General features: G+C 40.4%; 26 protein-coding genes. 6 read left to right on the forward strand and 20 right to left on the reverse strand.

Features of this window, described 5'->3' with window-relative positions:
• Positions 1-84: 84 nt before the first annotated feature.
• From der to HRT96_RS04385, 12 genes are all read right to left on the reverse strand, one after another.
• Entirely contained in the window at positions 85-1,566 is a 1,482-nt protein-coding gene (gene der, locus HRT96_RS04330; RefSeq protein ID WP_293152723.1) for a ribosome biogenesis GTPase Der, read from the reverse strand.
• Positions 1,567-1,676: 110 nt separating this feature from the next.
• Positions 1,677-2,867, reverse strand: a complete 1,191-nt coding sequence (gene bamB, locus HRT96_RS04335; protein ID WP_293152726.1) for an outer membrane protein assembly factor BamB — start codon at positions 2,865-2,867, stop codon at positions 1,677-1,679.
• Positions 2,857-3,528, reverse strand: a complete 672-nt coding sequence (locus tag HRT96_RS04340) for a tetratricopeptide repeat protein (RefSeq protein ID WP_293152729.1) — start codon at positions 3,526-3,528, stop codon at positions 2,857-2,859. Before HRT96_RS04340 ends, bamB begins: the two co-directional genes overlap by 11 nt.
• A 52-nt stretch (positions 3,529-3,580) precedes the next feature.
• On the reverse strand, positions 3,581-4,861 hold the full coding sequence (gene hisS, locus HRT96_RS04345) for a histidine--tRNA ligase (RefSeq protein WP_293152732.1): 1,281 nt from the start codon (positions 4,859-4,861) through the stop codon (positions 3,581-3,583).
• A 123-nt stretch (positions 4,862-4,984) separates the two neighbouring features.
• Positions 4,985-6,103: a flavodoxin-dependent (E)-4-hydroxy-3-methylbut-2-enyl-diphosphate synthase gene (ispG, locus tag HRT96_RS04350; protein ID WP_293152735.1), complete on the reverse strand. Its 1,119-nt coding sequence runs from the start codon at positions 6,101-6,103 to the stop codon at positions 4,985-4,987.
• 16 nt (positions 6,104-6,119) lie between these two features.
• Positions 6,120-7,076 (reverse strand): RodZ domain-containing protein, encoded by a 957-nt coding sequence (locus HRT96_RS04355; RefSeq protein WP_293152738.1) that lies wholly within the window; start codon positions 7,074-7,076, stop codon positions 6,120-6,122.
• Positions 7,066-7,836, reverse strand: coding sequence for a type IV pilus biogenesis/stability protein PilW (gene pilW / locus HRT96_RS04360; RefSeq protein ID WP_293152741.1), 771 nt, complete (start codon positions 7,834-7,836; stop codon positions 7,066-7,068). The genes HRT96_RS04355 and pilW overlap by 11 nt, the downstream gene beginning before the upstream one ends.
• A 25-nt stretch (positions 7,837-7,861) precedes the next feature.
• A complete protein-coding gene (locus HRT96_RS04365; protein ID WP_293152744.1) occupies positions 7,862-8,977 on the reverse strand; it encodes a bifunctional tRNA (adenosine(37)-C2)-methyltransferase TrmG/ribosomal RNA large subunit methyltransferase RlmN in 1,116 nt (371 codons plus the stop codon).
• Positions 8,978-9,335: 358 nt separating this feature from the next.
• Positions 9,336-9,761 carry a nucleoside-diphosphate kinase gene (gene ndk / locus HRT96_RS04370; RefSeq protein ID WP_067049820.1) on the reverse strand — a complete coding sequence of 142 codons (426 nt, stop codon included), beginning with the start codon at positions 9,759-9,761 and terminating at the stop codon, positions 9,336-9,338.
• A 214-nt stretch (positions 9,762-9,975) separates the two neighbouring features.
• Positions 9,976-11,298 (reverse strand): TIGR03503 family protein, encoded by a 1,323-nt coding sequence (locus HRT96_RS04375; RefSeq protein ID WP_293152751.1) that lies wholly within the window; start codon positions 11,296-11,298, stop codon positions 9,976-9,978.
• Between the two features lie 14 nt (positions 11,299-11,312).
• Positions 11,313-12,050, reverse strand: coding sequence for a DNA polymerase III subunit epsilon (gene dnaQ, locus HRT96_RS04380; protein ID WP_293152754.1), 738 nt, complete (start codon positions 12,048-12,050; stop codon positions 11,313-11,315).
• Between the two features lie 122 nt (positions 12,051-12,172).
• Positions 12,173-12,922 (reverse strand): methyltransferase domain-containing protein, encoded by a 750-nt coding sequence (locus HRT96_RS04385; RefSeq protein ID WP_293152757.1) that lies wholly within the window; start codon positions 12,920-12,922, stop codon positions 12,173-12,175.
• A 65-nt stretch (positions 12,923-12,987) separates the two neighbouring features.
• Between HRT96_RS04385 and gloB the strand changes: the two genes are divergently transcribed.
• Positions 12,988-13,764 carry a hydroxyacylglutathione hydrolase gene (gene gloB, locus HRT96_RS04390; RefSeq protein ID WP_293152759.1) on the forward strand — a complete coding sequence of 259 codons (777 nt, stop codon included), beginning with the start codon at positions 12,988-12,990 and terminating at the stop codon, positions 13,762-13,764.
• A 94-nt stretch (positions 13,765-13,858) separates the two neighbouring features.
• Positions 13,859-15,463: a LysM peptidoglycan-binding domain-containing protein gene (locus tag HRT96_RS04395; RefSeq protein WP_293152762.1), complete on the forward strand. Its 1,605-nt coding sequence runs from the start codon at positions 13,859-13,861 to the stop codon at positions 15,461-15,463.
• Between the two features lie 136 nt (positions 15,464-15,599).
• On the opposite strand, the gene HRT96_RS04400 is transcribed toward HRT96_RS04395, so the two are convergent.
• On the reverse strand, positions 15,600-16,151 hold the full coding sequence (locus HRT96_RS04400; protein WP_293152765.1) for a chalcone isomerase family protein: 552 nt from the start codon (positions 16,149-16,151) through the stop codon (positions 15,600-15,602).
• Between the two features lie 191 nt (positions 16,152-16,342).
• On the reverse strand, positions 16,343-17,758 hold the full coding sequence (locus HRT96_RS04405; RefSeq protein ID WP_293152768.1) for a sodium:alanine symporter family protein: 1,416 nt from the start codon (positions 17,756-17,758) through the stop codon (positions 16,343-16,345).
• A gap of 317 nt (positions 17,759-18,075) precedes the next feature.
• Here HRT96_RS04405 and HRT96_RS04410 point away from each other — a divergent pair, with 317 nt between their 5' ends.
• Complete coding sequence (locus HRT96_RS04410; protein ID WP_293128737.1) at positions 18,076-18,243, forward strand: DUF3545 family protein; 168 nt, start codon at positions 18,076-18,078, stop codon at positions 18,241-18,243.
• A 68-nt stretch (positions 18,244-18,311) separates the two neighbouring features.
• On the opposite strand, the gene HRT96_RS04415 is transcribed toward HRT96_RS04410, so the two are convergent.
• Complete coding sequence (locus HRT96_RS04415) at positions 18,312-18,893, reverse strand: hemerythrin domain-containing protein (RefSeq protein WP_293152771.1); 582 nt, start codon at positions 18,891-18,893, stop codon at positions 18,312-18,314.
• A gap of 129 nt (positions 18,894-19,022) precedes the next feature.
• Entirely contained in the window at positions 19,023-19,703 is a 681-nt protein-coding gene (gene ung / locus HRT96_RS04420; RefSeq protein WP_293152774.1) for a uracil-DNA glycosylase, read from the reverse strand.
• Positions 19,704-19,824: 121 nt separating this feature from the next.
• On the opposite strand from ung, the gene nfo reads away from it, so the two are divergent.
• On the forward strand, positions 19,825-20,673 hold the full coding sequence (gene nfo, locus HRT96_RS04425; protein WP_293152777.1) for a deoxyribonuclease IV: 849 nt from the start codon (positions 19,825-19,827) through the stop codon (positions 20,671-20,673).
• Between the two features lie 102 nt (positions 20,674-20,775).
• Entirely contained in the window at positions 20,776-21,519 is a 744-nt protein-coding gene (locus HRT96_RS04430) for a methylenetetrahydrofolate reductase (RefSeq protein ID WP_293152780.1), read from the forward strand.
• A gap of 60 nt (positions 21,520-21,579) precedes the next feature.
• On the opposite strand, the gene HRT96_RS04435 is transcribed toward HRT96_RS04430, so the two are convergent.
• Positions 21,580-22,050, reverse strand: coding sequence for a phasin family protein (locus tag HRT96_RS04435; protein WP_293152782.1), 471 nt, complete (start codon positions 22,048-22,050; stop codon positions 21,580-21,582).
• Between the two features lie 161 nt (positions 22,051-22,211).
• On the reverse strand, positions 22,212-22,886 hold the full coding sequence (locus tag HRT96_RS04440) for a carboxylesterase (RefSeq protein ID WP_293152785.1): 675 nt from the start codon (positions 22,884-22,886) through the stop codon (positions 22,212-22,214).
• Between the two features lie 179 nt (positions 22,887-23,065).
• Between HRT96_RS04440 and HRT96_RS04445 the strand changes: the two genes are divergently transcribed.
• Complete coding sequence (locus tag HRT96_RS04445; protein ID WP_293152787.1) at positions 23,066-23,515, forward strand: DUF3010 family protein; 450 nt, start codon at positions 23,066-23,068, stop codon at positions 23,513-23,515.
• Between the two features lie 67 nt (positions 23,516-23,582).
• Here HRT96_RS04445 and HRT96_RS04450 read toward each other — a convergent pair whose 3' ends face one another.
• Positions 23,583-24,023: a thioesterase family protein gene (locus HRT96_RS04450; protein WP_293152790.1), complete on the reverse strand. Its 441-nt coding sequence runs from the start codon at positions 24,021-24,023 to the stop codon at positions 23,583-23,585.
• 32 nt (positions 24,024-24,055) lie between these two features.
• Complete coding sequence (locus HRT96_RS04455; protein WP_293152793.1) at positions 24,056-24,943, reverse strand: endonuclease/exonuclease/phosphatase family protein; 888 nt, start codon at positions 24,941-24,943, stop codon at positions 24,056-24,058.
• Between the last annotated feature and the right edge of the window lie 111 nt (positions 24,944-25,054).

A 25,054-nucleotide genomic window follows, 5' to 3' on the forward strand; every position in this document is an offset into this window, starting at 1 on the left:
GACTAAAGCTAACCTTTTACTGATCCACAGGCATAAAAAAAGGCCTGTAAAAACAGACCTTTTCATCAATAATAACCGACGCTATTATTTTTTACTTTTGTAATGCGACATCATACGACGGCGTTTTTTCTGTTGCGATAATGATAACTTATTTTTCTTATCTGCAAACGGATTGTCACTGTCACGGAATTCAACTTTAATCGGCGTGCCCATAATTTTTAATGAACGGCGGAAGTAGTTGATTAAGTAACGACGGTATGAACCCGATAATTTGGTTACTTGGTTACCATGCACAACGATCAGTGGAGGATTGTAACCACCCGCATGCGCATAACGCAGCTTAACACGACGACCAGCATGCATTGGCGGCTGATGATCATCAACAGCCATACGTACGATACGCGTTAGCATAGACGTTGATACACGCTTAGTTGATGAATCGAATGCTTCTGTAATCGATTCAAATAAGTTACCAACACCCGTACCGTGCAATGCCGAGATGAAATGGATACGTGCAAAGTCAATGAAGCCTAAGCGACGATCTAATTCAGATTTAATGCGATCTTTCACGCCAGCATCTAAACCATCCCATTTATTGATGGCAATCACAATTGAACGGCCTGAGTTAATCGCAAAACCTAATAGCGTTAGATCTTGTGAGGTAACACCAACACGCGCATCCAACACCATTAATACCACGTTAGCATCATCAATTGCTTGTAATGCTTTAACAATCGAGAACTTCTCAACGGCTTCATTGATATTTTTACGACGACGTACACCAGCAGTATCGATAAGCATGTAGTTACGACCAGCACGCTCCATCGGAATGTAGATACTGTCACGGGTAGTGCCCGGCATATCATAAACAACAACACGTTCTTCACCTAAAATACGGTTAACCAGTGTTGATTTGCCTACGTTAGGGCAACCAATCATGGCTAGTTTGATTGGTAAACGCGCGTAATCTTCCGCAGTTTGCTCATCTTCCTCACCTTCCTCTTCTTCTGGTAATAACTCACCATTTACAAAAGGGTCTGCATCTGAGAATTCTTCTTCATCTTCAGCATCAGCAACTTCAACGTGTGCTAATGCTTCTTCAATAAGAATGTTAATGCCACGTCCCTGCGATGCAGCAACTTGGTAAATATCACCAAGTGCAAGCGCATAGAATTCAGCAACAGCAACATCGCCATCAAGGCCATCTACTTTATTGGCAACAAGAAATACTTTCTTCTCTTGCTTACGTAAATGTTCGGCAATTGCTTGATCAGCTACCATTAGGCCTGCTCGAGCATCGACCATAAATAATACGGCATCAGCTTCTTCAATCGCAAGTAACGACTGATCAGCCATTTTTGCATCAATCCCTTCTTCATCGCCATTAATACCGCCGGTATCAACAACAATGAACTCACGACCAGCTAAGTTAGCTTGTCCATATTTACGGTCACGAGTTAACCCTGGGAAATCGGCAACAAGTGCGTCCCGGGTACGAGTTAAGCGGTTGAACAATGTTGATTTACCAACATTAGGGCGTCCAACCAATGCAATTACAGGGGTCATAGTTAACCTCAGCCTCAATACGGCTCTAGTAAAATAAAGTCACTTATTTAAAAGGACAAAATGCGCCTCTCGGCGCAATAAATTAGGTCGATGATATTCTATCTAATCGGTTAAATTGGTTTTTTTACCGCAACCAAGTCACCACCACGGCTTTGAACATAGAGATATTCATCTGAGTTCAAGGCTTTAGAAAATAATCCATCACTATCAATTAATTGTTGTGCAACTAACTTTCCGGTTTTACGGTCTAGCCAGTGCAGGTAACCTTCTTTGTCGCCGACAACAATATTATTGCCCGAGACAGTGGGTGCTGTTACACCACGCAACGCTAAACGATTCTGTGACCATAAGGTCAAACCATTACGACGATCGATTGCATGAATACGACCTTCAGTATCGGTTAAGAACAGTTCAAAGCCGGCAACGGTAAGATCTTTTACCGATGCATATGCACGCTTCCAAAGTACCTTACCTGAACGTAGTTCAATCGCCATTAACTCACCGTTAAACGCCGAGGTATAAACCTCTGAGCCACGAGCAACCGCTTGGCCATTAACGTCAACTAAACGGTCAATGTCATTGGCGCCTTTTGGCTTAGCAACATTCACTTCCCAGATCAATCGACCATTAGCGAGAAAGACGGCGGCTAGTTTACCATCACTGCGACCATAAATCGCTGCTCCATTGGTGGTGATTGGCGAATTATTACCACGTAAAGTCAAAGCAGGTAATTCTGAACTTTGGATCCAGCGCTGCTCACCCGTCTGAACGTCAAAGCCAATCAAGCTACCACTGCCAGTCTGGATGATAACCAGACCTTCATCAACCACAGGACTTGCGATCACTTCACCGTCAGTTTCAACTTGCCAGAGTACTTCACCCGTGTCCTCGTTTAATGCAAACAATACCGCATTTTCACTGCCGACAAAGACCATGCCATAACCAGCGGCAATGCCACCAGAAAGCAGTGCATTATCACTGTCATCAAAACGGTTAAAAACGTCTTGCTCAGACAAATCTTGCGCCCAAATTTCATTACCTGAAATAGGATCTAGCGCTTTTACTAAACCAGAACGACTTGCGGCAAAAAGCCGATCATTTACAAGTAAGGTTCGTGTCTGTGAGTAATACTCACCCACACCCGAGCCGATAGTCTTACGCCATTCAATTTCTGGCGTAAATTCAGCTTGGATCACAGGCAGTGGTGAATATACGTCCTCATCATCGCTGAATAAAGAGCACCCTTGTAAAAAAACTGAAAGAACCGCAGCTGTTGTTAACATTCTCAGCTTATTGGTCATTCAACTCTCCCGCGATTGCAGCATCAAGATCGTCTGCCACGTAGGCTATAGCAAGGTCATCAAGTTTTAATTGTAGCAGCTGTGTATTTGCACCAACACCCGCTAATGCAGTTTTATAAGCACTACGCGCTGCATTTAAATCGCCTTGCTGTACATAGATATCACCTTGGACTTCTGCTTTTTTACTGGCAAAGGTATCAAGTGTCACTTTATCCAATGTCGCCAGTGCAGCATCAAAGTTTTGTAGCTGCGCTTGAACTCGTGCTAGACGAATCTTAGCAATCGGCAAGATACTTGCTTGATTACTGTTTGTCGCTACCCAGCTAAGTTGCGTTTCAGCTTCAGTGAAATCCTGTTGTTTCACCGCTTCAGCGGCAAGTTGTAATGCTGTTAGTGTTGCGTAAGCATTACCACTGTTGGCATCAATAAACGTCTGAGTGGTCGCCTTTGCTGCAAGTCCATTTTCAGATAATTCAGTCACAACCGTATCGTAAGCTGCTGATAGTTCTTCTTGTGCTGTTAACTGGCTATCGTTGTAATAACGAAAACCCACTAAACCAGCAAGGCCTAGTACAGTACCAAAAATAACTGCATTACCATGGGACTTCCACCATGATTTCAGCGCTTCAACTTGTTGTTCTTCAGTAGCGTAACCTTCCACGTATCACCCTTAATTTTTAAACACAATTAATCAGTATTGCTTACTTGTTGCTTTACTTGCTTAATAGCGTTGTTAATTTATTTACTAACTCAGTGACTGCGATAGTTTGCTGCTGTGTATTACCAGTCAGATCTTTCACCGTCACTTGTTGGTTTTCGATTTCGTCGCTGCCCAGAATAAGTGCTACTTTAGCGCCATTTTGATCAGCTCGTTTAAGTTGTTTCTTAAAGTTACCGCCGCCGTTATGCATCATAAATTTCACATTCGGCATTTGATCGCGTAACCGTTCTGCTAATAACATACCGTGCATATCAGCGCCTTCGCCTAATGCTGCGATATAAACATCAACAGCGCCAGCAATATCAGCGGTTAATTCTAAGGCTTCTAATAATAATACTAAACGTTCAATACCCAGAGCAAAACCAACTGCAGGGGTTGCTTTACCACCGAGTTGTTCCACTAAGCCATCATAACGACCGCCGCCACACACAGTACCTTGCGCACCTAGGCTTTCTGTCACCCACTCAAATACAGTGTAGTTATAATAATCAAGGCCGCGCACTAAACGATGATTGATTTGATAGTTAACGCCTGCGCTATCTAGCATCTTACATAGACCATCGAAATGCGCTTTAGTTTCTTCGCCGTAGTAATCCGCTAAGCTGGGTGCATCGTTAAGCAATGCTTGAACATTTGGATTCTTACTATCGAGTACGCGTAATGGGTTGGTGTACATGCGACGTTGGCTTTCTTCATCAAGTTGGTCTTTAAACCCTTCTAAGAAGCTAATTAGTGCTTCTTTATGCGCACTACGCTCTGCAGAAGAACCCAGAGAGTTCAGCTGTAATGTCACATGTTGCTCAATACCCAAAAGTTTCCACAGGCGCGCGGTTAATAAAATAACTTCCGCGTCGGTATCCGCGCCTTTAAGACCAAAAATTTCCACACCAAATTGGTGGAATTGACGATAGCGCCCTTTTTGTGGCCGTTCGTGACGGAACATAGGACCTATGTACCACATACGACGTTCTTGGTTATATAACAAACCATTTTGAATACCAGCACGCACTGTTGAAGCTGTGCCTTCTGGGCGTAATGTTAGGCTGTCACCGTTACGATCATCAAACGTGTACATTTCTTTTTCGACAACGTCTGTTACTTCGCCGATCGCGCGCTTGAATAAATTCGTAGATTCAACGATTGGCATACGGATTTCAGAGTAGCCATAGGCTGCAACAGTATCACGTAATATTGATTCTACTTTTTGCCATACCGGCGTTTGTTCTGGTAAGCAATCATTCATGCCACGAATTGCTTGAATTGGTTTAGCCACGGTCACTCTCGAAAATTAAAAAAGACATATGACCCCAGATTATAAGGAGTTTCTACGTCGAGGTAAAATATTCAAAGGTATTAGTAGGATATTTATCCTAATTCCAATACCTTTACTGGAAAATTACGATTCAGCGCTTGTTATAATGATATTTTCAGGTGCCAACCTCGCTGCTTTCGCTCGAATTTTAGCCTCAAGCTGATCGATTATATCATTATTATCAAAACGTTCTTTCTGACGTTTGCCATCAAGGTAATAACCGCTCTTATTACTGCCACCGGTGACACCGATGTGTACAGCTTCAGCTTCACCAGGACCGTTGACCACGCAACCGATAATAGAAACGTCCATTGGGATAATAATATCCTCTAAACGCTCTTCTAATGCGTTTACGGTGCTGATCACATCAAACTCTTGACGAGAACAGGTCGGACACGCAATAAAGTTAATGCCGCGGCTACGGATACGCAGTGATTTTAAAATATCAAAACCAACACGAACTTCTTCAACAGGATCAGCAGCCAATGAAATACGTATTGTATCACCGATGCCTTCGGCTAATAACATGCCAAGGCCAACGGCTGACTTAACCGCACCACTTCTGAAACCACCCGCTTCAGTTATACCTAAATGCAATGGTTGCTCGATCAATTTTGCTAATTGGCGGTAAGATGCCACCGCAAGGAACACGTCCGATGCTTTTACACTGACTTTAAATTGATCAAAGTTCAGGCGCTCAAGAATATCAACGTGACGCATTGCTGATTCAACCAACGCAGCAGCTGTAGGCTCACCATATTTCTCTTGGATCTCACGCTCTAATGAACCACCGTTAACACCAATACGAATTGGAATATTCATATCTTTGGCACAATCAACCACAGAGCGGATACGACTTTCATTACCGATATTACCAGGGTTGATACGCAAGCAATCAACGCCGTATTCAGCGACTTTAAGTGCAATACGGTAGTCAAAGTGAATATCAGCAACCAGTGGCACATCAACTTGTTGTTTAATTAGTTTGAATGCTTCTGCGGCATCCATGGTCGGTACGGAAACACGCACAATATCAGCACCAACGGCTTCTAATGCTTTAATCTGAGCAACCGTTGCTGCCACATCCGTCGTCAATGTATTTGTCATTGACTGTACTGCAATCGGAGCATTGCCACCAACGGGGACCTTACCAACCATAATCTGTTTTGAGTGGCGGCGAATAATAGGACTTTCCTGATGCATATTTATAACTCGTTAATTAAGCTTCAAAAGGTACTTTAAATTTAGCAAGTCTACCTTGTTTAAAGGTTGATAAATCGATTGGCTCACCGGCATAACTCATTGTTACATACTCTGGTGCGCCAAGTTTAATTGATAATGGTGCTAAACCTTGTAATAAAATTGATTGACCGGCTTTTATCACACCCGTCGACAGTGTTTTGCCGTTTTTATCTTTAATTTGTATCCAACAATCACCCGCGAAGGTCAGTACCAATGACTGAGCAACAGCAGCAGATTTATTATCCGGAGTATTTGTAACCACAGGTGAAGTGATCGTCGGTAGCGCGGAGACGACAGGTTGTACCAATACTTCTGCTGGAACGACCTCTGATGACGGCGGTACGATAACATCCAATGCAGCAGTCTGCGCTGCGGTACGATCAAACTCAACACGTTCAGCAACAACCAAAGGGGCTTGCTCTTCAATAACCGTCACAGCACCAACTGACTCTATCGTTTGTGTGATGGTAGGCTCTGGCACAACAACGTCAACATCATCACCACGTAATCCCCAAATTAAAAATACCGCTAGCATAAAGCCAATAATACCGTAACTCACCAGCATTAACCGGTTATCGTGAGCTTCCAATTTAGTTCGACAGGAAAAGCTCTGCAATTCAGCTTGTTGTTCACATGCTACATTTTGACAATCATAAGCAGCAATGACTTCATTTTCAGATATTTTAAGATAGCGGGCATAGCAACGAATGTAGCCACGCATGAATGTAGATGAGATACGCTTATCACCAACACTTTGTTCAATATTGTTGATCACGGATAGCTTAAGGTGAATATGATTACTGACCTCTTGCACACTGATACCGGATGCCATTCTGGCATCTTGCAACATTTGGCCTGCAGTCACCACGTCGATATTGTCCTGCGATTCAGCAGTTTTATCCGGATCTTTTAAAGTTTCTAAATCAATAGTCATTTGTAATATATTTTTGTGTTTGGAACGCTAATGGAAATTGAGCTAATAATTGCCGACTATATACTTCAGCGACGGCCGAATTATTCAGTTTTTCTGCAATATTAAAACCCAACCAAAGACTACGTGCGGTTGCTTTACTGATTGACTCATATTTAGTTAATTGCTGTTTTGCCACCGTATAATCGGCCAGTTTATAGTGTAATTCAGCAATAGAGAACCGTACATTTAAATTTTGCGGTTCATATGCGAGAGATGACTGTAAATACTTTAATGCAAGGGTATTATTGCCTTGCTCATGCGCACAGCGCCCCGCATTGTCATAACTATTCGCAATTTGGTTATAACCCGGCGACGCGATTGCGGTTAAAAATTCAGTTTCAGCTTCATCAAATCGCGCAAGTCCACATAGAAATACACCAAAGTTATTATGAATATTACCATTTTCTGGTGCCAGGTCGAGCGCATATAAATAGGCTGTCTCAGCTTGTTGATGCTCTTTTACTTTCTGATAGTAATATGCATAAGCTAAATAAATATTCGCATCGTCAGGTGTATAACGATTGGCTTTATCAAGATTTATTTTCGCATTTTGATAGTTTTCAATTTCAATATACTTAAGCGCTAAGGTGAGTCGACTTCTAGACGCAGCAGTTTTATCAACAGAGTTATCAGTCAAGCCAGCACTGGTTTCAATGTAACTTTGTGTGCTACATCCAGCCAGTGCTGTTATTATTAATCCTATTACAGCGAAACGTTTCATGCCTAAATCCATCTAGTCAAAAGTATTAATCAGCCATCTTGACTGAAATCGCTTCACCTTGCATCCGTTTTTTTAATGTTCTTTTCGTTCTGTCGATTACATCTCCCGCTAATTGACCACAAGCAGCATCAATATCATCACCGCGGGTTTTACGAATTGTCACCGTATTTTCGTATTCCATCAGCACTTTATTAAAGCGATCGATACGACTATTGCTGGGTTTACCATAGTCACTGCCCGGGAACGGATTAAATGGGATCAAGTTAATTTTACACGGCGTATCTTTTAATAAATGCGCTAATTCATGTGCTTGATCGGTTGAATCATTAACGTGATCAAGTAATACATACTCAATCGTTACTTTTTTACGATTGGCATTTGATTTACCAATATAGTTTTTAACGGATGCTAGTAACATTTCAATATTATACTTTTTATTGATAGGGACAAGCTCGTCACGTAATGTATCATTCGATGCATGCAATGAAATAGCCAATGCTACATCAATTGAATCCGCTAATTTATCTAATGCTGGTACCACACCAGAAGTAGATACAGTGACACGACGTTTTGATAACCCAAAACCATAATCATCTAACATTATGTTCAATGCCGGGACCAAGTTTGTCAGATTAAGCAATGGTTCACCCATCCCCATCATCACGACATTGGTGATTGCACGTTTCTTATTGTTAAAACCAATCACTTGTGTCGCACGCCATACTTGACCAATGATTTCTGATACACGCAGGTTACGGTTAAAGCCTTGTTGGGCCGTCGAGCAGAATGTACATTCTAGAGCACAACCAACTTGTGACGAAACACAAAGTGTTGCACGATCACCATCAGGAATATAAACCGTTTCATATTCTTGACCATCGACTTTTAATGCCCATTTAATTGTACCATCTTCACTGCGCTGTTCTTTACTGATTTCAGGCGCTGAAATAATAGTTTCACGTAATAATTTTTCACGTAACTTCTTATTCAAGTTAGTCATTTCATTAATGTCATCACAACCTTCATGATAAATCCATTTCATTACTTGATCAGCACGGAATGGTTTTTCACCAATGTCAGAAAAATATTGGCGCATAGCGTTGCGATCTAAGTCTAATAGGTTTATTTTTTTATTACTCATGAAGTGAGCCTCTGTAATGTATTTTATTCGGTTTGAAACAATTTAAGACTCAATTTTAAACAATATTTAAGAATAATTGGATAAAAAAGACAATGCTAAAATTGAGGTTTCAGGGCGCGGGATTGTACAAAGTTTAACGCCTAGACGCTAGCGCATTAACCGAATTAAACGAAATAATTTATTAACCGTTATTTTGTTTAACAAAGAATCGAGTGAGATAACAAATAATTAAGGCGGAATATGAGGTATAAATAAGAAATCAATAGAATGTGGAGATGGGAAATCGAATCATAAAACCGGGCAGCAAATTAATCACGCATCACTACGCAACGACTTTACAGCCCGTTACACTAACTCATTAGCGTGGGCATACTTCATTTTCAGTAAAGAAATAAGCAATTTCACGGGCTGCTGATTCTTCACTATCAGAACCATGTACCGCATTAAAACGCATGCTCTCAGCATAGTCACAACGTAACGTGCCCGCAGCTGCATTTTCTGGGTTCGTAGTACCCATTAACTCACGGTAAAAAGTGATCGAATTTTCACCTTCTAATACCTGTACCATGATAGGACCAGAAGTCATAAAGTCCATTAAAGGTTCGAAAAATACTTTACCTTTGTGTTCTGCATAAAAACCTTCCGCTTGCTCACGGGTAAGGTGAAGCATTTTTGCTGCAACAACGCTTAAGCCACAAGCTTCAATACGAGAGTAAATAGCACCAATTAAATTTTTTCTTACTGCATCAGGCTTAACAATAGAAAAAGTGCGTTGAATTGCCATAATTTTTAACCTTAATTTGAGAAGTTGACTATTTATACCCGAGCGACTTCAAGATGCATAATCAGCATTTTTAAGTAACTTGGGTATAACATCAACTTTAATTGCATTACAATTTTTAAACAAGTGTTAATCGTGAAACGACACTTTAATAACGAGTAATGCGAGTCTTATCCTGCACAAATCAGTTACATTGCCTAATTGTTTAAATATCAGACTATTTATCCAGTGAATTAAGATCCAGGTCTGTCATCGTGCTCGGCTCATCAGTGGGCTTTGTAGGTTCTTGAGATGTCTTATCACCGTCTATTTGGCTCGATATCACTTTTTCAAATTTGCGTTTTTGCCAAAACTTAATACTAAATAATACTGCCACCGCAAAAAGGACTAACAAGATCAAACCGCCAATGACCCACAATAATAAATTCCAGTCACTCTCTGAATCCTCAAGCATATCCATTGCGGTCTCTGTCGTATCTGCCTGAGAGGCTGTGGCAGCAGGAATCAGAGTACTATCAATAACAATCGGTCTTGGTATCACAAATGCTTCTGAAGGCATGTTAATGGTAATCTCACGTCCTGCGGTTGTGGTCGCAAACAACACTAATTCAATGCTATAACTACCAAACTCTGCGGGTCGTTCAAAAGAATGAATTTGTTCTGTCATCCCAGCTTCACCATAAATGATAAAGTCATTACTTTTACCACGGTTAGCGGATTCGAGACGGCCTTTAATAACAATACTCTCAGGCTTTAATTCATCAATATCATAAGTCAGTTTTAACTGCGGGTCTGCATCCATCCGTAAGGGTAACATCTGCGTTTTTATTGGTTTTGGGAACAGGACAATGTCTTGATTAAAATTCCGACTAAAGGCATTGTTTGTTACTGCCACCTCAAATTTATACTTACCCGTCGCTAAATCAAGTTGCAAATAGGCCGTAAAAAGCCCATTTTCAGGTACTTCATCAAAAAAAACACCTTTATCATTAAACTTCGCCAACTCTTGAGAGCTAAAGCTAAAATTTTCGTCTTCTGTGCGATTATAACCATAAGCAGTAACAATCAATTCGGTATCGCGTAAATACGTGGCGTTAAGGCGCTTTTGCAAATGCAATAATTCACCCGTTATTTTTAAGCGTTCGCCACTATATAGCTGAATAGGCAGACGATTGATTTGCAGTTGCACGTCTGACAATAATTGAATACGGTTATCACCTTGGATCTTACCTAATGCTTGCCAAGGTCCAGGCATCGGATTCTCAATCGTGATAATGTCATGCTCTTCGCCTTCAATCCAATGAACGCGATCAGACTTATCCCAAATATAAACTTTGCTGCCGTCAGGACGCACTAAGATAACCGCTTTAGAAAAACGCTCACGCGCAATAATAAAGGTGATTTGCTCAATGCCATAATCAACCCGAAAACGATTATCTAACAACTTGATATCACTTGTCTGATAAACACTTTTAGCCGATGTAAAGGTACTGATACCAACTGCACCAATCAATGCCAATAACAACCAAATCTTACGCATGTTTATCCTTTATGTTAGTGTATTTGCCACAGCGCATCACCAACGATACCGAGTCGTTCATCATGCGCTTTCAGTTCATCATCTGTTGCTTGCACCACTTTCAATGGCGCTCGGCTTGCTGCAACACGACGAATACCACCACCTTGCGAATTAGCGCTATCTTGCGATAAATTCAACTTAGTCTGGCCACCCGTCATAAACAGATAAATATCAGCTAAGATCTCCGCATCCAGTAATGCGCCATGCAGGGTACGGTGTGAATTATCAATACCATAACGAGTACATAGCACGTCTAAGTTATTTCGTTTACCTGGGAAAAGTTTCTTAGCAATAGCTAATGTATCGGTAATCTTACAAATTTCTTTAGTTTCAGGCAGACCTTTATTCAGTAACCTAAATTCATGGTCTAGGAAGTTAATATCAAACGAAGCGTTGTGTGCAACTAACTCAGCACCATCAATAAAGGCGATAAATTCATCTGCGATCGTTGCGAAACTGGGTTTATCTTGCAAAAATTCATCTGTAATACCGTGTACGGCGAGCGCCTCTGGATCAACCAAACGGTCAGGTTTGATATAAACATGATATGTACGTCCCGTCGGACGACGATTGATCAACTCAATACAACCGATTTCAATTACACGGTGACCAATATGTACACCACCTGCGCCTGTATTCATACCGGTTGTTTCGGTATCAAAAACGATCACACGACCAGCGCCCTGTATTAACTCTGCATTGTCCAACGACATAAATCTCACCACCTAAATTAAACTGTCGCTATTCTAATATGAATTAGCCTTCAATTCACCTGATAACACGCCTAAATAAAATGAAGAAGTAAACTTGGCAAATAAAAAAAGAATAATGCAGTCTAAGACAGCTTATGCGGTAACTTTTGCGTGGCGCCAGTAGGGATAAAACGACGTTTAGCATGGCTGACTTGCCACCAATTTTTGATCGGTGATATTGGCGTTCGGCGTTTACGCGCAACAATAAAATAGACCGATGAAAAAGAAGGGAAATGCATTTGACCGATACTCTCAGACCACCACGTTAATGGTTTTTTACCTAAAAAAGAGGTAAAGCCAAAACGGTCATCTTGAATGATTTCAAAACCAAGTAACTCTAGCCAATCTTTAATACGCGCAGGGGTAAACATTCTTCCCGACCAGGGCGGATGATTACGTTTAATCCCACATAGTTTAACTAAACCACACAGTGACAACGGATTATAACCACTTAAGATAAGATAACCGTCACCCGTTAATACCCGTTCAACCTCACGCAATAGCTGATGAGGATCCGCCGAAAAATCCAATGATTGCGTCAAGATACACGCATCAATACAATTTTCCTGAAAAGGTAGATGAGCAGGATCAATAAATATCCCCCCCATACCTAACTCTGACGTCGCGGTGACTTGATGTTGTATACTGCTGCCAAAACAATTAAGCTCACCACTTAACGAGCCCAATTTTAGTAGATGATAGCCAAATATTGTCGGACACCAAGCATCAAGGCGCGCCTGAATTTGGCTAGCAAGCCATTCGCCCATAGGAAGCTCATTCCAAGAATGAGGAATTGTTATCTTATGTTTATGATGTGCAGGTTTTATTAACACGACAATATCCGCTAAAATTTTGTTTTATATGTAATTAAAGATAATCCCATAAAGAGAGCGATGCAATGCTTGAAGTCATTTCTATACCAACATTTAACGACAATTATGTTTGGTTAATCAAAAATACTGAAAATAATCACTGTTGTATCGTTGATCCCGGTCAAGCAGACGTGGTGTTACAAGTCATTAATCAGCAAAATTTAATTCTCGAGGCGATTTTAATTACCCATCACCACTATGATCATATCGATGGTATTAGTGACATTCTTAACGCATCGGCCAATCCTGTGCAGGTCTATTCGTCGATTGCGATAGAGGTTGATGCTCCAGTCACCTTAGTCACTGAAAATAGCCAGTTAAATCTCCTTAATAATAGCTTAGCATTGACCGTAATGGCGACACCGGGGCATAAACGTGAACATGTGGTTTACTATAACCAGACGATGCTGTTCTCTGGTGATACCCTATTCTCTGGTGGGTGCGGTAGGCTTCTTGATGGTAGCGCGGCAGAATTATTTTCATCACTACAACGCATTAAAGCCTTAGATGAAAATATATTGGTGTATCCGGCTCACGAATATACCCAAGCTAATTTAATGTTTTGCTATGCCGTAGAACCACAAAATAGTGCGCTAAAAAAACATATTGAGCACACCGCAAAGCTACGTCAACAAGGGCTACCTACCGTACCAAACAGCCTGAAAAACGAAAAGGAAATCAATGTTTTCTTACGCACCAACGAAGTAACGGTCAGTATGGCGATGGAACATAAACTGCTTGATATCCTCACCAGCGAGCAAGCTGTATTCACTGCATTAAGAGTATGGAAAGACCATTTTTAACCCAATGTTAAGCATAAATACCCTAAATGGTACACTTGCTTTGTTTTCCGTTGGCTATTAGCATGTCTCCGTTGTTCACTTATATAAGACGTATATGAAATTTAAATTATCTATTCTGGTATTGATATTACTGACCGGGTGTCAAATGACATCTGAAGATCGTAGTAACGATGTGCAAACTACTCTAACGCCTGTCGTTGCCCCATCTGTAAAAGCCAGTAATGAAGACCATGGTTTAGATAGTGCAACTGAAGAAAATATTGCTAGACTCATTGTCACCGAAGACGTTACCGTCGAGCAAATTGATAATGTTTGGGTTCGCATCGCTGAGCAAATGACTATTCCTATTCCCGATAATGCCCGTATTGCCAAACACCGTAAATGGTTTTTAGACCACCCTCAACATTTAAAAACGGTATCACAACGTGCAGAACCATTTTTATATCTCATTGTTGAAGAGCTCGAGCGTCGTGGCTTACCCTTAGAACTGGCGCTGCTTCCTGTGGTAGAAAGTGCCTTTGACCCATTTGCCTACTCACATGGTAGCGCATCGGGTATGTGGCAATTTGTACCAGGCACAGCAACGCAATACGGTCTAGAGCAAAACTGGTGGTACGATGGCCGCCGTGACGTACTGGCATCGACAAGTGCGGCACTGACCTATATGGAATACTTAAGTCGTCGCTTCGACGGTGACTGGTTACATGCCCTGGCTTCGTATAATTCAGGTCAAGGTCGCGTCGGTCGTTCTATTAAGCGTAACCAAAAAGCCGGCTTAGCAACGGACTTCTGGTCCTTGTCGCTACCAAAAGAAACCGAAGCATACGTCCCTAAATTATTAGCGCTTGCTGATATCTTACAAAACGCTGAAAAATATAACCTGACGCTACCTGTGATTGATAACGAGCCAGCTATTCAACAAGTTGATATCAACAGCCAAATCGATTTAGCACTTGCCGCCGACTTAGCTGGGATGGATGTCGCACAATTACAGCGTCTTAATCCAGGGTTTAACCAATGGGCTACAGCGCCAGATGGTCCACATACATTATTAATTCCAAATGAAAATGTAGCACAGTTTGAAACTGCATTAGCAAAAACGGATGCTAAAGGCCGTTTAAATTGGGTACGCTATAAAGTTAAATCAGGCGATAGCCTAAGTGAAATAGCCCAGAACTATAATACGTCCAGCAAGATCATCGCCTCGGTTAACAGTCTAGACAGCAGCATGATCAAGATCGGTCAAGCCTTGTTAATTCCAATGGCCGCGAAGGATCTCGATTATTATAAATTTAGCAAATCATCACGACTCACTCGCCGCCAACAAAAACCCGCAGGGCGCTTTAAAATAGTACATAAAGTACAGTCAGGTGATAACTTGTGGGATATTTCACGTGCCTACAAAGTTAACTACAAGAGCCTAGCGAAATGGAACAACATCGCGCCTAAAGACACATTAAAGGTCAATCAAAAACTGGTAGTATGGCAAGGAAAGAAACAAGGCAGTGCGAATGGTAAAGGCATTATGCGTAATATTACCTACAAGGTCCGTCAAGGTGATTCACTTGCACGTATTGCCAATAAGTTTAATGTAAGAATTAAAGACTTGGTGAGATGGAATGGCCTAGCTAAGCAGAAATATATCCAACCAGGACAAGCACTACGACTTTATATTGACGTGACAAAGGTGAGTACCTAGTTAACTCATTAATAACAACTCATCACGCTATTTAGAACTTAAACATAATACACACATAAAAAATGGCTTACGCTAAGATTTCATTCTTAACCGTAAGCCATTTTTATTGCCTTGCAATGTTCAATTACAGTGCGAATTATAAACCCAGCATATCTTCTTTCAGGTCATCATCAGCAGGCTCATCACCTAACCAAATAGACAATACCGCTTGGCGGAAAACGTCGTTATTAATAGTCGATAATTTTTCATTATTTTTATACGTTGCCAAACCTTTACCTGGTGTACTCACTAAAGTAAATTGATCGCCTTTCGCGATCTCGGTACTAAACACACCAATAAATTCGGCTATTTCAGCAGAGATAGGGGCCATATTACCCGCAGTCGCGCTGTCAAAGCCGTCGTTGATCGCCGAAACCATCTTCTCAGAGGTAATCAGACCTGAAATGATATTAAGACGAATAGCGCTTACATCTTGGCTTTTTATTACATCTTTACTCGCTGTTTGTGTAAATAGCGAACCAACATACAGATCAATAAAGAATTTACTACGAACACCTGCCCCTTGATAATTAAGTGATGTACCTTCAACAGATACACTATCCGGCACTGAAACGCCAGACACTTCCTGTGCAGCATTAACAGAGAAACTTAATAGCATTGCAGACGCTAGAGTTGCTAATTTATTCATGATTTGATCCTATGTGAGTCGGTATTAAACGTCAATTTAACCATAAAGCAACTAGAGCTAAAACTCTAACCCTTTGGATTAAGTAAATTTAATACCATTTTCTTACAACTCAATTAATACCTAATAAAAAGCCACCCATTGTTATAATGGGTGGCTTTTTCTAATTTTACAATGCTAACGTAACTAAAATGCTACTTTTTAAATTTAGAATTCCAAATTTCACTGTTGATCTTTTTATCGATTTCAGGATATTCAGCACTATCAAATGTAGGCGTTTTACCTTCAGCAAGTTGCTTGTTGTAATCTTTCGCGACGGTGATGACATACTTAGATAACATCAAGATAGCAATGATATTGACCAGTGCCATTAAGCCCATTGACGCATCTGCCATGTTCCAAATCAGATCTGATTTCGCCACAGCACCAAACATAACCATACCTAAAACAGCAGCACGGAAGATCCAGATCATTACTTTCGAATCACGGTTCAAAAATAAAATACTTGTTTCAGCGTAAGAATAGTTCGCCACAATTGACGTAAATGCGAAGAATAAGATCGCAATAGCAACAAAGGTACTACCCCAATCACCAACATGCGATGACAATGCATGCTGCGTTAATTCGATACCGCCAATACCCGATGTATCACCAAGATCAGAAAGTAGAATAATAGACGCAGTTGCAGTACAGATAACGATAGTATCGATGAATACACCTAACATCTGTACATAACCTTGTGACGCAGGGTGATTCGGGAATGGTGCAGCACTCGCCGCAGCATTCGGCGCACTACCCATACCCGCTTCATTCGAGAATAAACCACGTTTGATACCTTGCATCATAGCAACACCTAATGCGCCACCAGCAGCTTCTTCTAAGCCGAATGCAGATTTTATGATAAGTTCGAAAACGGCAGGCAATTCTGAAATGTTCATTGCCACAACAACAAATGCAATCAGGATATAAGCCAGCGCCATGAATGGCACCACAATTTCAGCAAATGCGCCGATCACACGCAGACCACCAAAAATGATGAAGCTTGTAAATACAACTAATACGATACCAACGAGAGTTTTATCAAAACCAAACGCATTGTGCATTGAGTTGGCAATCGCATCAGATTGAACAGCGTTAAATACCAAGCCAAATGCAACGATTAGGCAGATAGAGAATACAACGCCCATCCAGCGACGACCTAAACCTTTTTCCATGTAGTAAGCGGGACCACCACGGAAGTTGCCATCAGCATCTTTGGTTTTAAATAATTGCGCTAATAAACTTTCTGCAAAACTAGTCGCCATACCAATAACAGCAATTAACCACATCCAGAATACAGCACCAGGGCCACCCGCAGTAATTGCCACAGCAACACCAGCAAGGTTACCAGTACCAACACGCGCAGCTAGACTTGTACATAGCGCTTGAAATGATGATACACCTTCAGAGCTGCTTTTACGGCTACCAGCAAGAACAGAGAACATGTGAGTAAAATGGCGGAACTGAATAAAACCTAATTTAAAGGTAAAATACAGACCTGTACCGATAAGTAAATAAATCAGTACAGAGCCCCACAGCAGCCCGTTTATAAAGTCGATAACTTCCGTCATATTGTCTTTCCATACTCTTATTAAAGTCCACAGATAGCAGCAAAAATAACACCACAATCTGAACAAGGCGCGAAATATAACATATAAAACCAATAAATTACTAATCAACAGGCGTTAAAATTATCGAACTAACAATTATGACCCTAATTAGATACATATTTGAAAAATAATCACTGCATTTTGCATAAAATATTTTATACCATTTCTGTTTTCGGTCTTTTTACGTGATCTATCACTCAAATATATGACTAAATATGACCAAGGGCATGAAAAAAATGCTATAGAGAAAGGGTAACTATCATTACAAAGGTGATCCCATGGAAGGAATAAATCAAGTGTCGATAGAAAATACAAAAAAAGAAGCAAAATCAATGTCAAAACGAAAGTGGCGTGAAATTGAAGCGATTAAGGATAAGCTCATTTTAGAAAAAGAAATGGACGGTTATAATGATCCTTTAAGTTATTACTCTGATCTTATTGCTTAATAAAAAGCCGCATTGAATGCGGCTTTTTTAATACGAGTGATACCTATACAACAGCAAGGTTTTACCCTTTATACTAAGCAGAGATCCTCTTTTGCCTCACCAATAAATCCAGCGGTAACGATTCGCTGTATTAATTGCTCATAGGCATCATTAAACACAACAATGGGTTGTATATCTTGCAAATCGCCATTTTTCCACAAATGCTCAATATGACACCAATCATCTGGGGTGAATTTCTCAACCATTAGTGGCATGACCACATTGGTTTCATATTGAATATGGGCACGTTGTTTGTCTACAAACCCGCGCAACTGTACTGCAAGTGCATCAAATGGCATAACAGAATCCAGTTGGATCATATGTAATGAATGTGAAAGTTCACGGCTAAGGAAGTTTAAGCTTTGGTGTTCACTGGCGAGACGGTTCGGCATATCATCATCTTCAACATAATGCTCAAGATAATACGAATAGATCAAATCTTCTTTCGGATGATGGTAACGGTCAATGTAGTTACGTAAATAATTTACAATATCATCCATTAATTTAAAATTAACACCCTGCTGTTCAGATTCGAGTTCAGCTAACTGCTCAGTTAATACATTTAATAGTAACTCTACTTGTGCATGATCTTTTGTTATGAGAGATAACATATAAACTCCAATTTAAAATTATCTCCCAACACAATATACCCATATAGTGTTAGTTACTTTGATCGAGTTCAATTTACACTTATAAAGGTATAATTACAAAAGGTGTCATTATCTTCAGTTCGGCCGATATTATATTAGCCGCTCAACAATACTCACTTGCCAATTGATGGGTGTTTGTTGGCGTATTTGTAAACGGCTATTAATAGCAGAAAAATGTTGGCAACCAAAGAAACCACGACTTGCAGACAAAGGGGATGGATGCACTCCCTCTAAAACGTGATGCCGGCTGCGATCAATATGGCGGCCTTTTTTCTTGGCGTGATTTCCCCATAACACAAAAATAATCTCTTCTTCCTGCTGGTTTAACTGTTCAACGACATGATCAGTGAATGTCTCCCAACCCGATTTGGCATGGGAATGGGCTTTTGCTTTTTCTACCGTTAGCACTGTATTTAACATTAAAATACCCTGTTGTGCCCACTCGATTAAATAACCGTGATCAGGCGCTGCAAAGCCATCAATATCGGTACTCAGTTCTTTATATATATTACGTAATGAAGGTGGGATCTTAATACCCGGCAATACTGAGAAACATAAACCATGCGCTTGCTCTGGTCCGTGGTACGGGTCTTGCCCTAAGATCACCACTTTGACATCTTTTAACGGCGTTAATGAAAACGCTTGAAATACATCAGCCTCTTTAGGAAAAATGACTTTTCCTGCAGCTCTTTCAGCAGTGATAAAGTTTTGTAATTCTAAATAATACGGTTGTTGCTGCTCGTGCAACAAAAATTCTGACCAAGTTTTCATTTATAAACCCTCAAGATTAGCATTGCCAAAAACCTAATTTTATCGTAAAAAGTTCCCTTTAAAACTGTTTTGTCGTTAAATTGACTAAAAATGATGAATACTCAACGTAAGGGAGCAAAAAATGACTAAGTTTATTGGTGCGCACGTATCGGCAGCAGGCGGTGTGTGGAATGCCCCTAAAAACGCCCACGATTTAGGCGCAACCGCATTTGCGCTATTTACCAAGAACCAACGCCGTTGGGATGCAAAAGCACTAAGCCCAGATGATATTCGTAAGTTTAAAGCCAATTGTAAACGCTACAATTTTACCTCAGCACAAATTTTGCCCCATGATTCTTACTTGATTAACCTTGGCCATCCAGAAGCGGCAGCATTAGACAAATCACGTAATGCCTTTTTTGATGAAATGCACCGTTGTGAACAATTAGGTTTAACTCTACTTAATTTCCACCCGGGCAGTCACCTAAAAAAGATATCAGAATCAGAAAGTCTAAAGCTGGTAGCCGAATCAATTAACCTGGCGTTGGAAAAATCAACGTCAGTCAAAGCCGTCATTGAAAACACCGCAGGTCAAGGTACTAACTTAGGTTACCGTTTTGAGCATCTTGCCGAGATCATTGAACAAGTAGAAGATAAGAGCCGTGTTGGTGTATGTATCGATACCTGCCACACCTTTGTGGCAGGATATGATTTACGTACTTTCGCAGCCTGTGAACAAACCTTTCATAATTTTGCCAGCATTGTCGGCTTTGAGTACCTCGCAGGTATGCATATTAATGACAGTAAAGTCGACCTCGGTACAAAAGTTGATCGCCATCACAGCTTAGGGCAAGGTTTTATTGGCGAAGATGCCTTTAAATTTATCATGCAGGATGAACGCTTTAATGGTATACCTATGGTATTGGAAACAATAGACGATACTATTTGGGCTGATGAAATTGCTTGGTTACAGCAGTTAGCCGTTAAATAAGTAAGCTATATCAATAATTGAAAAAGCCCAAACACGCAGAGTCGAGTTTGGGTATTAAAAGGATCATCAACGAGGATTGTTGATAATAAAAAGGGATGTAATTTGAAATACTCGATAGAGCTTGTACCCCGTTCATGGGAAACCTTAAATACTGAAGCCGAAGAAGTTAGCCAATTTAGCCAAATTAATACGCTAAATATTCCCGACTTACTGCGCTTTGATGTTCGTAGCTGGGATGCTTGCGATCGCCTACAAGATAAATTCGATGAAGTGATCCCTCATCTTCGCGCTATCGATTTTGACCTGAAAAACGGCTTTCCATTAACCGATTTTTTCCGTCATAGTAAGATCAATTCAGTACTTGTCGTCGAAGGCGATCCGCCGCAAGATATTTCACACCGAACCTATCGCAATACCTCATGTGAACTGATCCGTATTATCAAAAAAGAACTGCCTTATATGAAAGTATACGCCGCGATCGATCAATATCGAACCAGCATGCGTAAAGAGCTCGATTATATTCACGATAAACTTGATGCGGGTGTTGATGGCTTTTTCACGCAACCATTTTTTGATTTAAAATTTCTCGATGTATACATGGATATGCTGCAAGGTACGGAAGTATTTTGGGGCCTGAGTCCGATCCACAGCGAAACCAGTAAATCGTACTGGGAAAATAAAAACGATGTGGTTTTTCCAAGTGATTTCGAACCGACAAAAGAATGGAATATTAAGTTTGGCCGGGCCATGATCAAAAAGGTGCAAGCCAAAGATGATAATGTCTACTTCATGCCAATCAGAGCCAACGCCAGTGAATACCTAAGTAAATTACTCGCCGAAGATTAATCTGATGACAGTGTCATCATAACAACATCAATAAACCACTTTTAACAACATCTAAGTGGTTTATTTTATGTCGGCTAACTCCGCAAGTAACACATCAAGCTTATCATTTAATTGATTTATTTTATCACTTTCAATGCCGGTGAATTTAGCACAAGTCCGTTGGATCAACTTTTCCAATCCTTGCAAAGATATATGTTCAGCCGTCGTATGCAACTTAAACGCGTTATCCACCTTTTCGCCTTGACGTAACAGCTCTTCAAAAAACATTGACGATTTTTCACCCGCAATATTGAGTCCCTCAATACTATTACTATATGCACCGAGTCCAGCTAACCAAACCTGGCGTACAAAGTTCATTTTGGCCGCTAACGTCACCTCAACAGCAGCACTCTCAATACCGTCTGGCGATTCAATGCCGTCGAGTGATTCAATAGCTGGATTGTTAATATCATTAATGGCAATGAAATTATCTATTATCACATTATTATTAACAACATCATTATTTGAATTGCAGTTTTCATTCTGGCGCATTGTTAAATCTTATCAACGATACTAGGAACTATTAAGCATAGATGTAATAGCCATAAATGAGAGCATAACTTGTATCACTGTGATTAACATAACAAAATCATCACGAAATAAAATACCGATATCGATAACATGACCGCATCTTAAATCGCGTAAACTTCAAGTTAACCATCCATGTTAATCGTTAAAAACTGCTTTATATGTTGAGATATGTCATTTAATTGTTGTGGTGTAACCGTATGCTCTGCCGGATAACGACTATAATTGGGTTCATAACCCAGAGCTTCTAAATATTTTACCGCATCGAGTCCAAGGGACTCTGCGACAACCGGATCAGCACTGCCGTGATAAATATGCACCGGTAACGCGAGATTATTTTGATGCGGCTCAATGGTTTTAGCTGTCGCAAAATAGCTCGACATAACCATCAATCCAGCTAATGGCTTAGCAAAGGTTAATGCACTTTGATACGCAACCGCACCACCTTGAGAAAAACCAGCAACAATGATCCGCTCACTCTCAATGCCTCGGTCGATCTCGCGTTGGATCAATTGTTGTACTTGCTCAACACTGGTCATCAAACCAGACATATCAATTTTTCGATCTAACGTCATCTCTAAAATGTCATACCAAGCCGGCATTTTATAGCCATTATTAATGGTGACCTTGATTTCTGGAGCATGCGGAAAGACATAGCGAACTTGATGCTCAACAGGAAGCGAGATCATCGGGACGACAGGGGCAAAGTCATGGCCGTTAGCACCCAGTCCATGTAACCAGATAACACTGGCGTTTGCAGCTTGCTTAGGTTCAATTTCAATACAAGGTAAATATGTCATTCTGTTTCCTTACAATTAAGTTGTTTATATACCCAGCTACTTCGAAATACACCATTTTGAAGTAGCTTAGGTATAAGGATACCATCGTATAAATTCACAACGAAACAACGATAACCATGTTAACTGACAATAAAGTGGTTATAATAGCGAAGTTATCTTTATTTATGGTGAGTTATTTAATGAAAATTTGTAGTGTTGAACTAGCAGGCAATGAAGTAAATCTATGTTTCCTATCTTTAAAAGACGGGATTTTTGAACTTATTGAATGCCGTAAAAGAAAAATTACCTTAGCAAGTTCAACTGAAGCGTATCAAATGCGTCAGTTTCATAAAGAATTTGCCCAACTAATGCAAGATTATAAAATTGAACACGTAGTGATCAAAGAACGTCTAACTAAAGGTAAATTTAGTGGTAGTTCAACCAGTTTCAAAGCAGAAGCGGCGATCCAACTGGTAGATAGCGTTGAAGTGAGCATGGTTTCACAAACGTACTACAAACAACTACTACTAGATCACCCGATCTTTGTTGAGTTTGCAGAAACCGGTCTGAAAAAATTCCAACAAAATGCATTCACACTTGGTTGCCTATTCTTAAATGAAAAAGCAGCAAAAAACACGATTGAATTATAAAGACATGTTGTAGTGTAATGAGCAGACTAACTTATATTAGTCTGCTTTTTTTTATTTTAAAATATAGCTAGGCAGTGAATAACCCCGGTTGTAACTGTTTAATTTTCTCGACTATATCCGCTGGTACCGACATTTTCTTATGTTTATGGTAATCGACGAATACAATCACCCCTTCACCTTCTGCAACCACACGTTGTAAGGTATTGCTCCAAACCGCATATTTCATAATCAGTTTGTGCTCGGCAAATTCAGATATTGTAGCCCCAATTTTGATCGTATCTGGTGACTTTAATGGCGCTTTAAAACGACAACTCGTCGCCGCTAAAATAGGGCCGATACCGTGTGCTTGCATGTATTCCATTGCTTGTACTTGTTCAAAATAGCCAATCCTAGCTTGTTCGAAGTAGCGAAAATACACGGTATTATTGACGTGACCAAACGCATCCATGTCACCCCAGCGCACAATGTCATCGACAATAACTGGGTACTGCTGTTTAAATTTTTCCATCGCTTTTTCCATCTATTTTTTCTTAATAACCATTAAAACAGCGGACCAAATCGCGCAACGATTGGGTTATGGTCAGATGCATCCGTTTCATAAGAAGATGCACTGAGTTGTTGCATGCCTCTAAAATAAAGATCATCAAGAGGATGACCAAATGCCGTTTTACGCACATCGTTTTTATAAACCAATTGTTGCAATTCAACACTCGCCGTCATCTTCTGTAATTGGTGCAAACGCTTATTGGTCCAGGTATTAAAATCACCCGCCATGATAACAGGACCATCATGTTGACGGATCACAGCAATAACACCTTCTAGCTGTTGATTAAACTCATCGACACCCAAGGTAAAATTAATCATGTGCATGTTTGCGACAAGCAAAGGTTCATCACTGCCTGCCCACGGGTAATAACTCACCAGTGACGATTTAGGAAAACGTAACCAAGGTTCGACTATCGCTTGCTTACAAACAGATATCGGCGCAACGCGGCTTGCCGTTAATACACCCATTGATTGATTGTAAACACTAAAAGCCTCGACTTGTGTCCAGCTTAATTCATGTTGCTGCATCAGTTGATGTAGTAAAAAGCTTAATTTCGCTTCTTGTAATACAATCAAATCATTCTGTTCAATTATCGTCGTTAGCTCACGACGCCAGTTATCGTCTTCTTGCTTATAAATATTCCAATCTGCAATACTAAACTCTATAGGCAGTTCATTACTTGTGACGGCTATATTTTTTACAAATACCGGACATGTCGCGATAGTATCCGTGACAAAACCACCTTGTTCGCTATTTACGGATGTCGCGCCTGCGACTTCCCATGAAGAATTTAATTTGGGGATGTCGGCAATATCAAAACAGCCCGACAAGGAGAAAATAAACGTACTAATAATAGCAATGCGAGAAAAGGAATAATTCATATTAAAGTCACGTAATCAAAATATGCCTTATTATACTTAATAAAATATGATTAACTCAAAACTAATCGATCAAATAAACATTATTATCTAAATTAAGGCATATTAATTAGC

Origin of the sequence: Moritella sp. (genome assembly GCF_013215705.1) — a bacterium.
Lineage (GTDB): Bacteria > Pseudomonadota > Gammaproteobacteria > Enterobacterales > Moritellaceae > Moritella.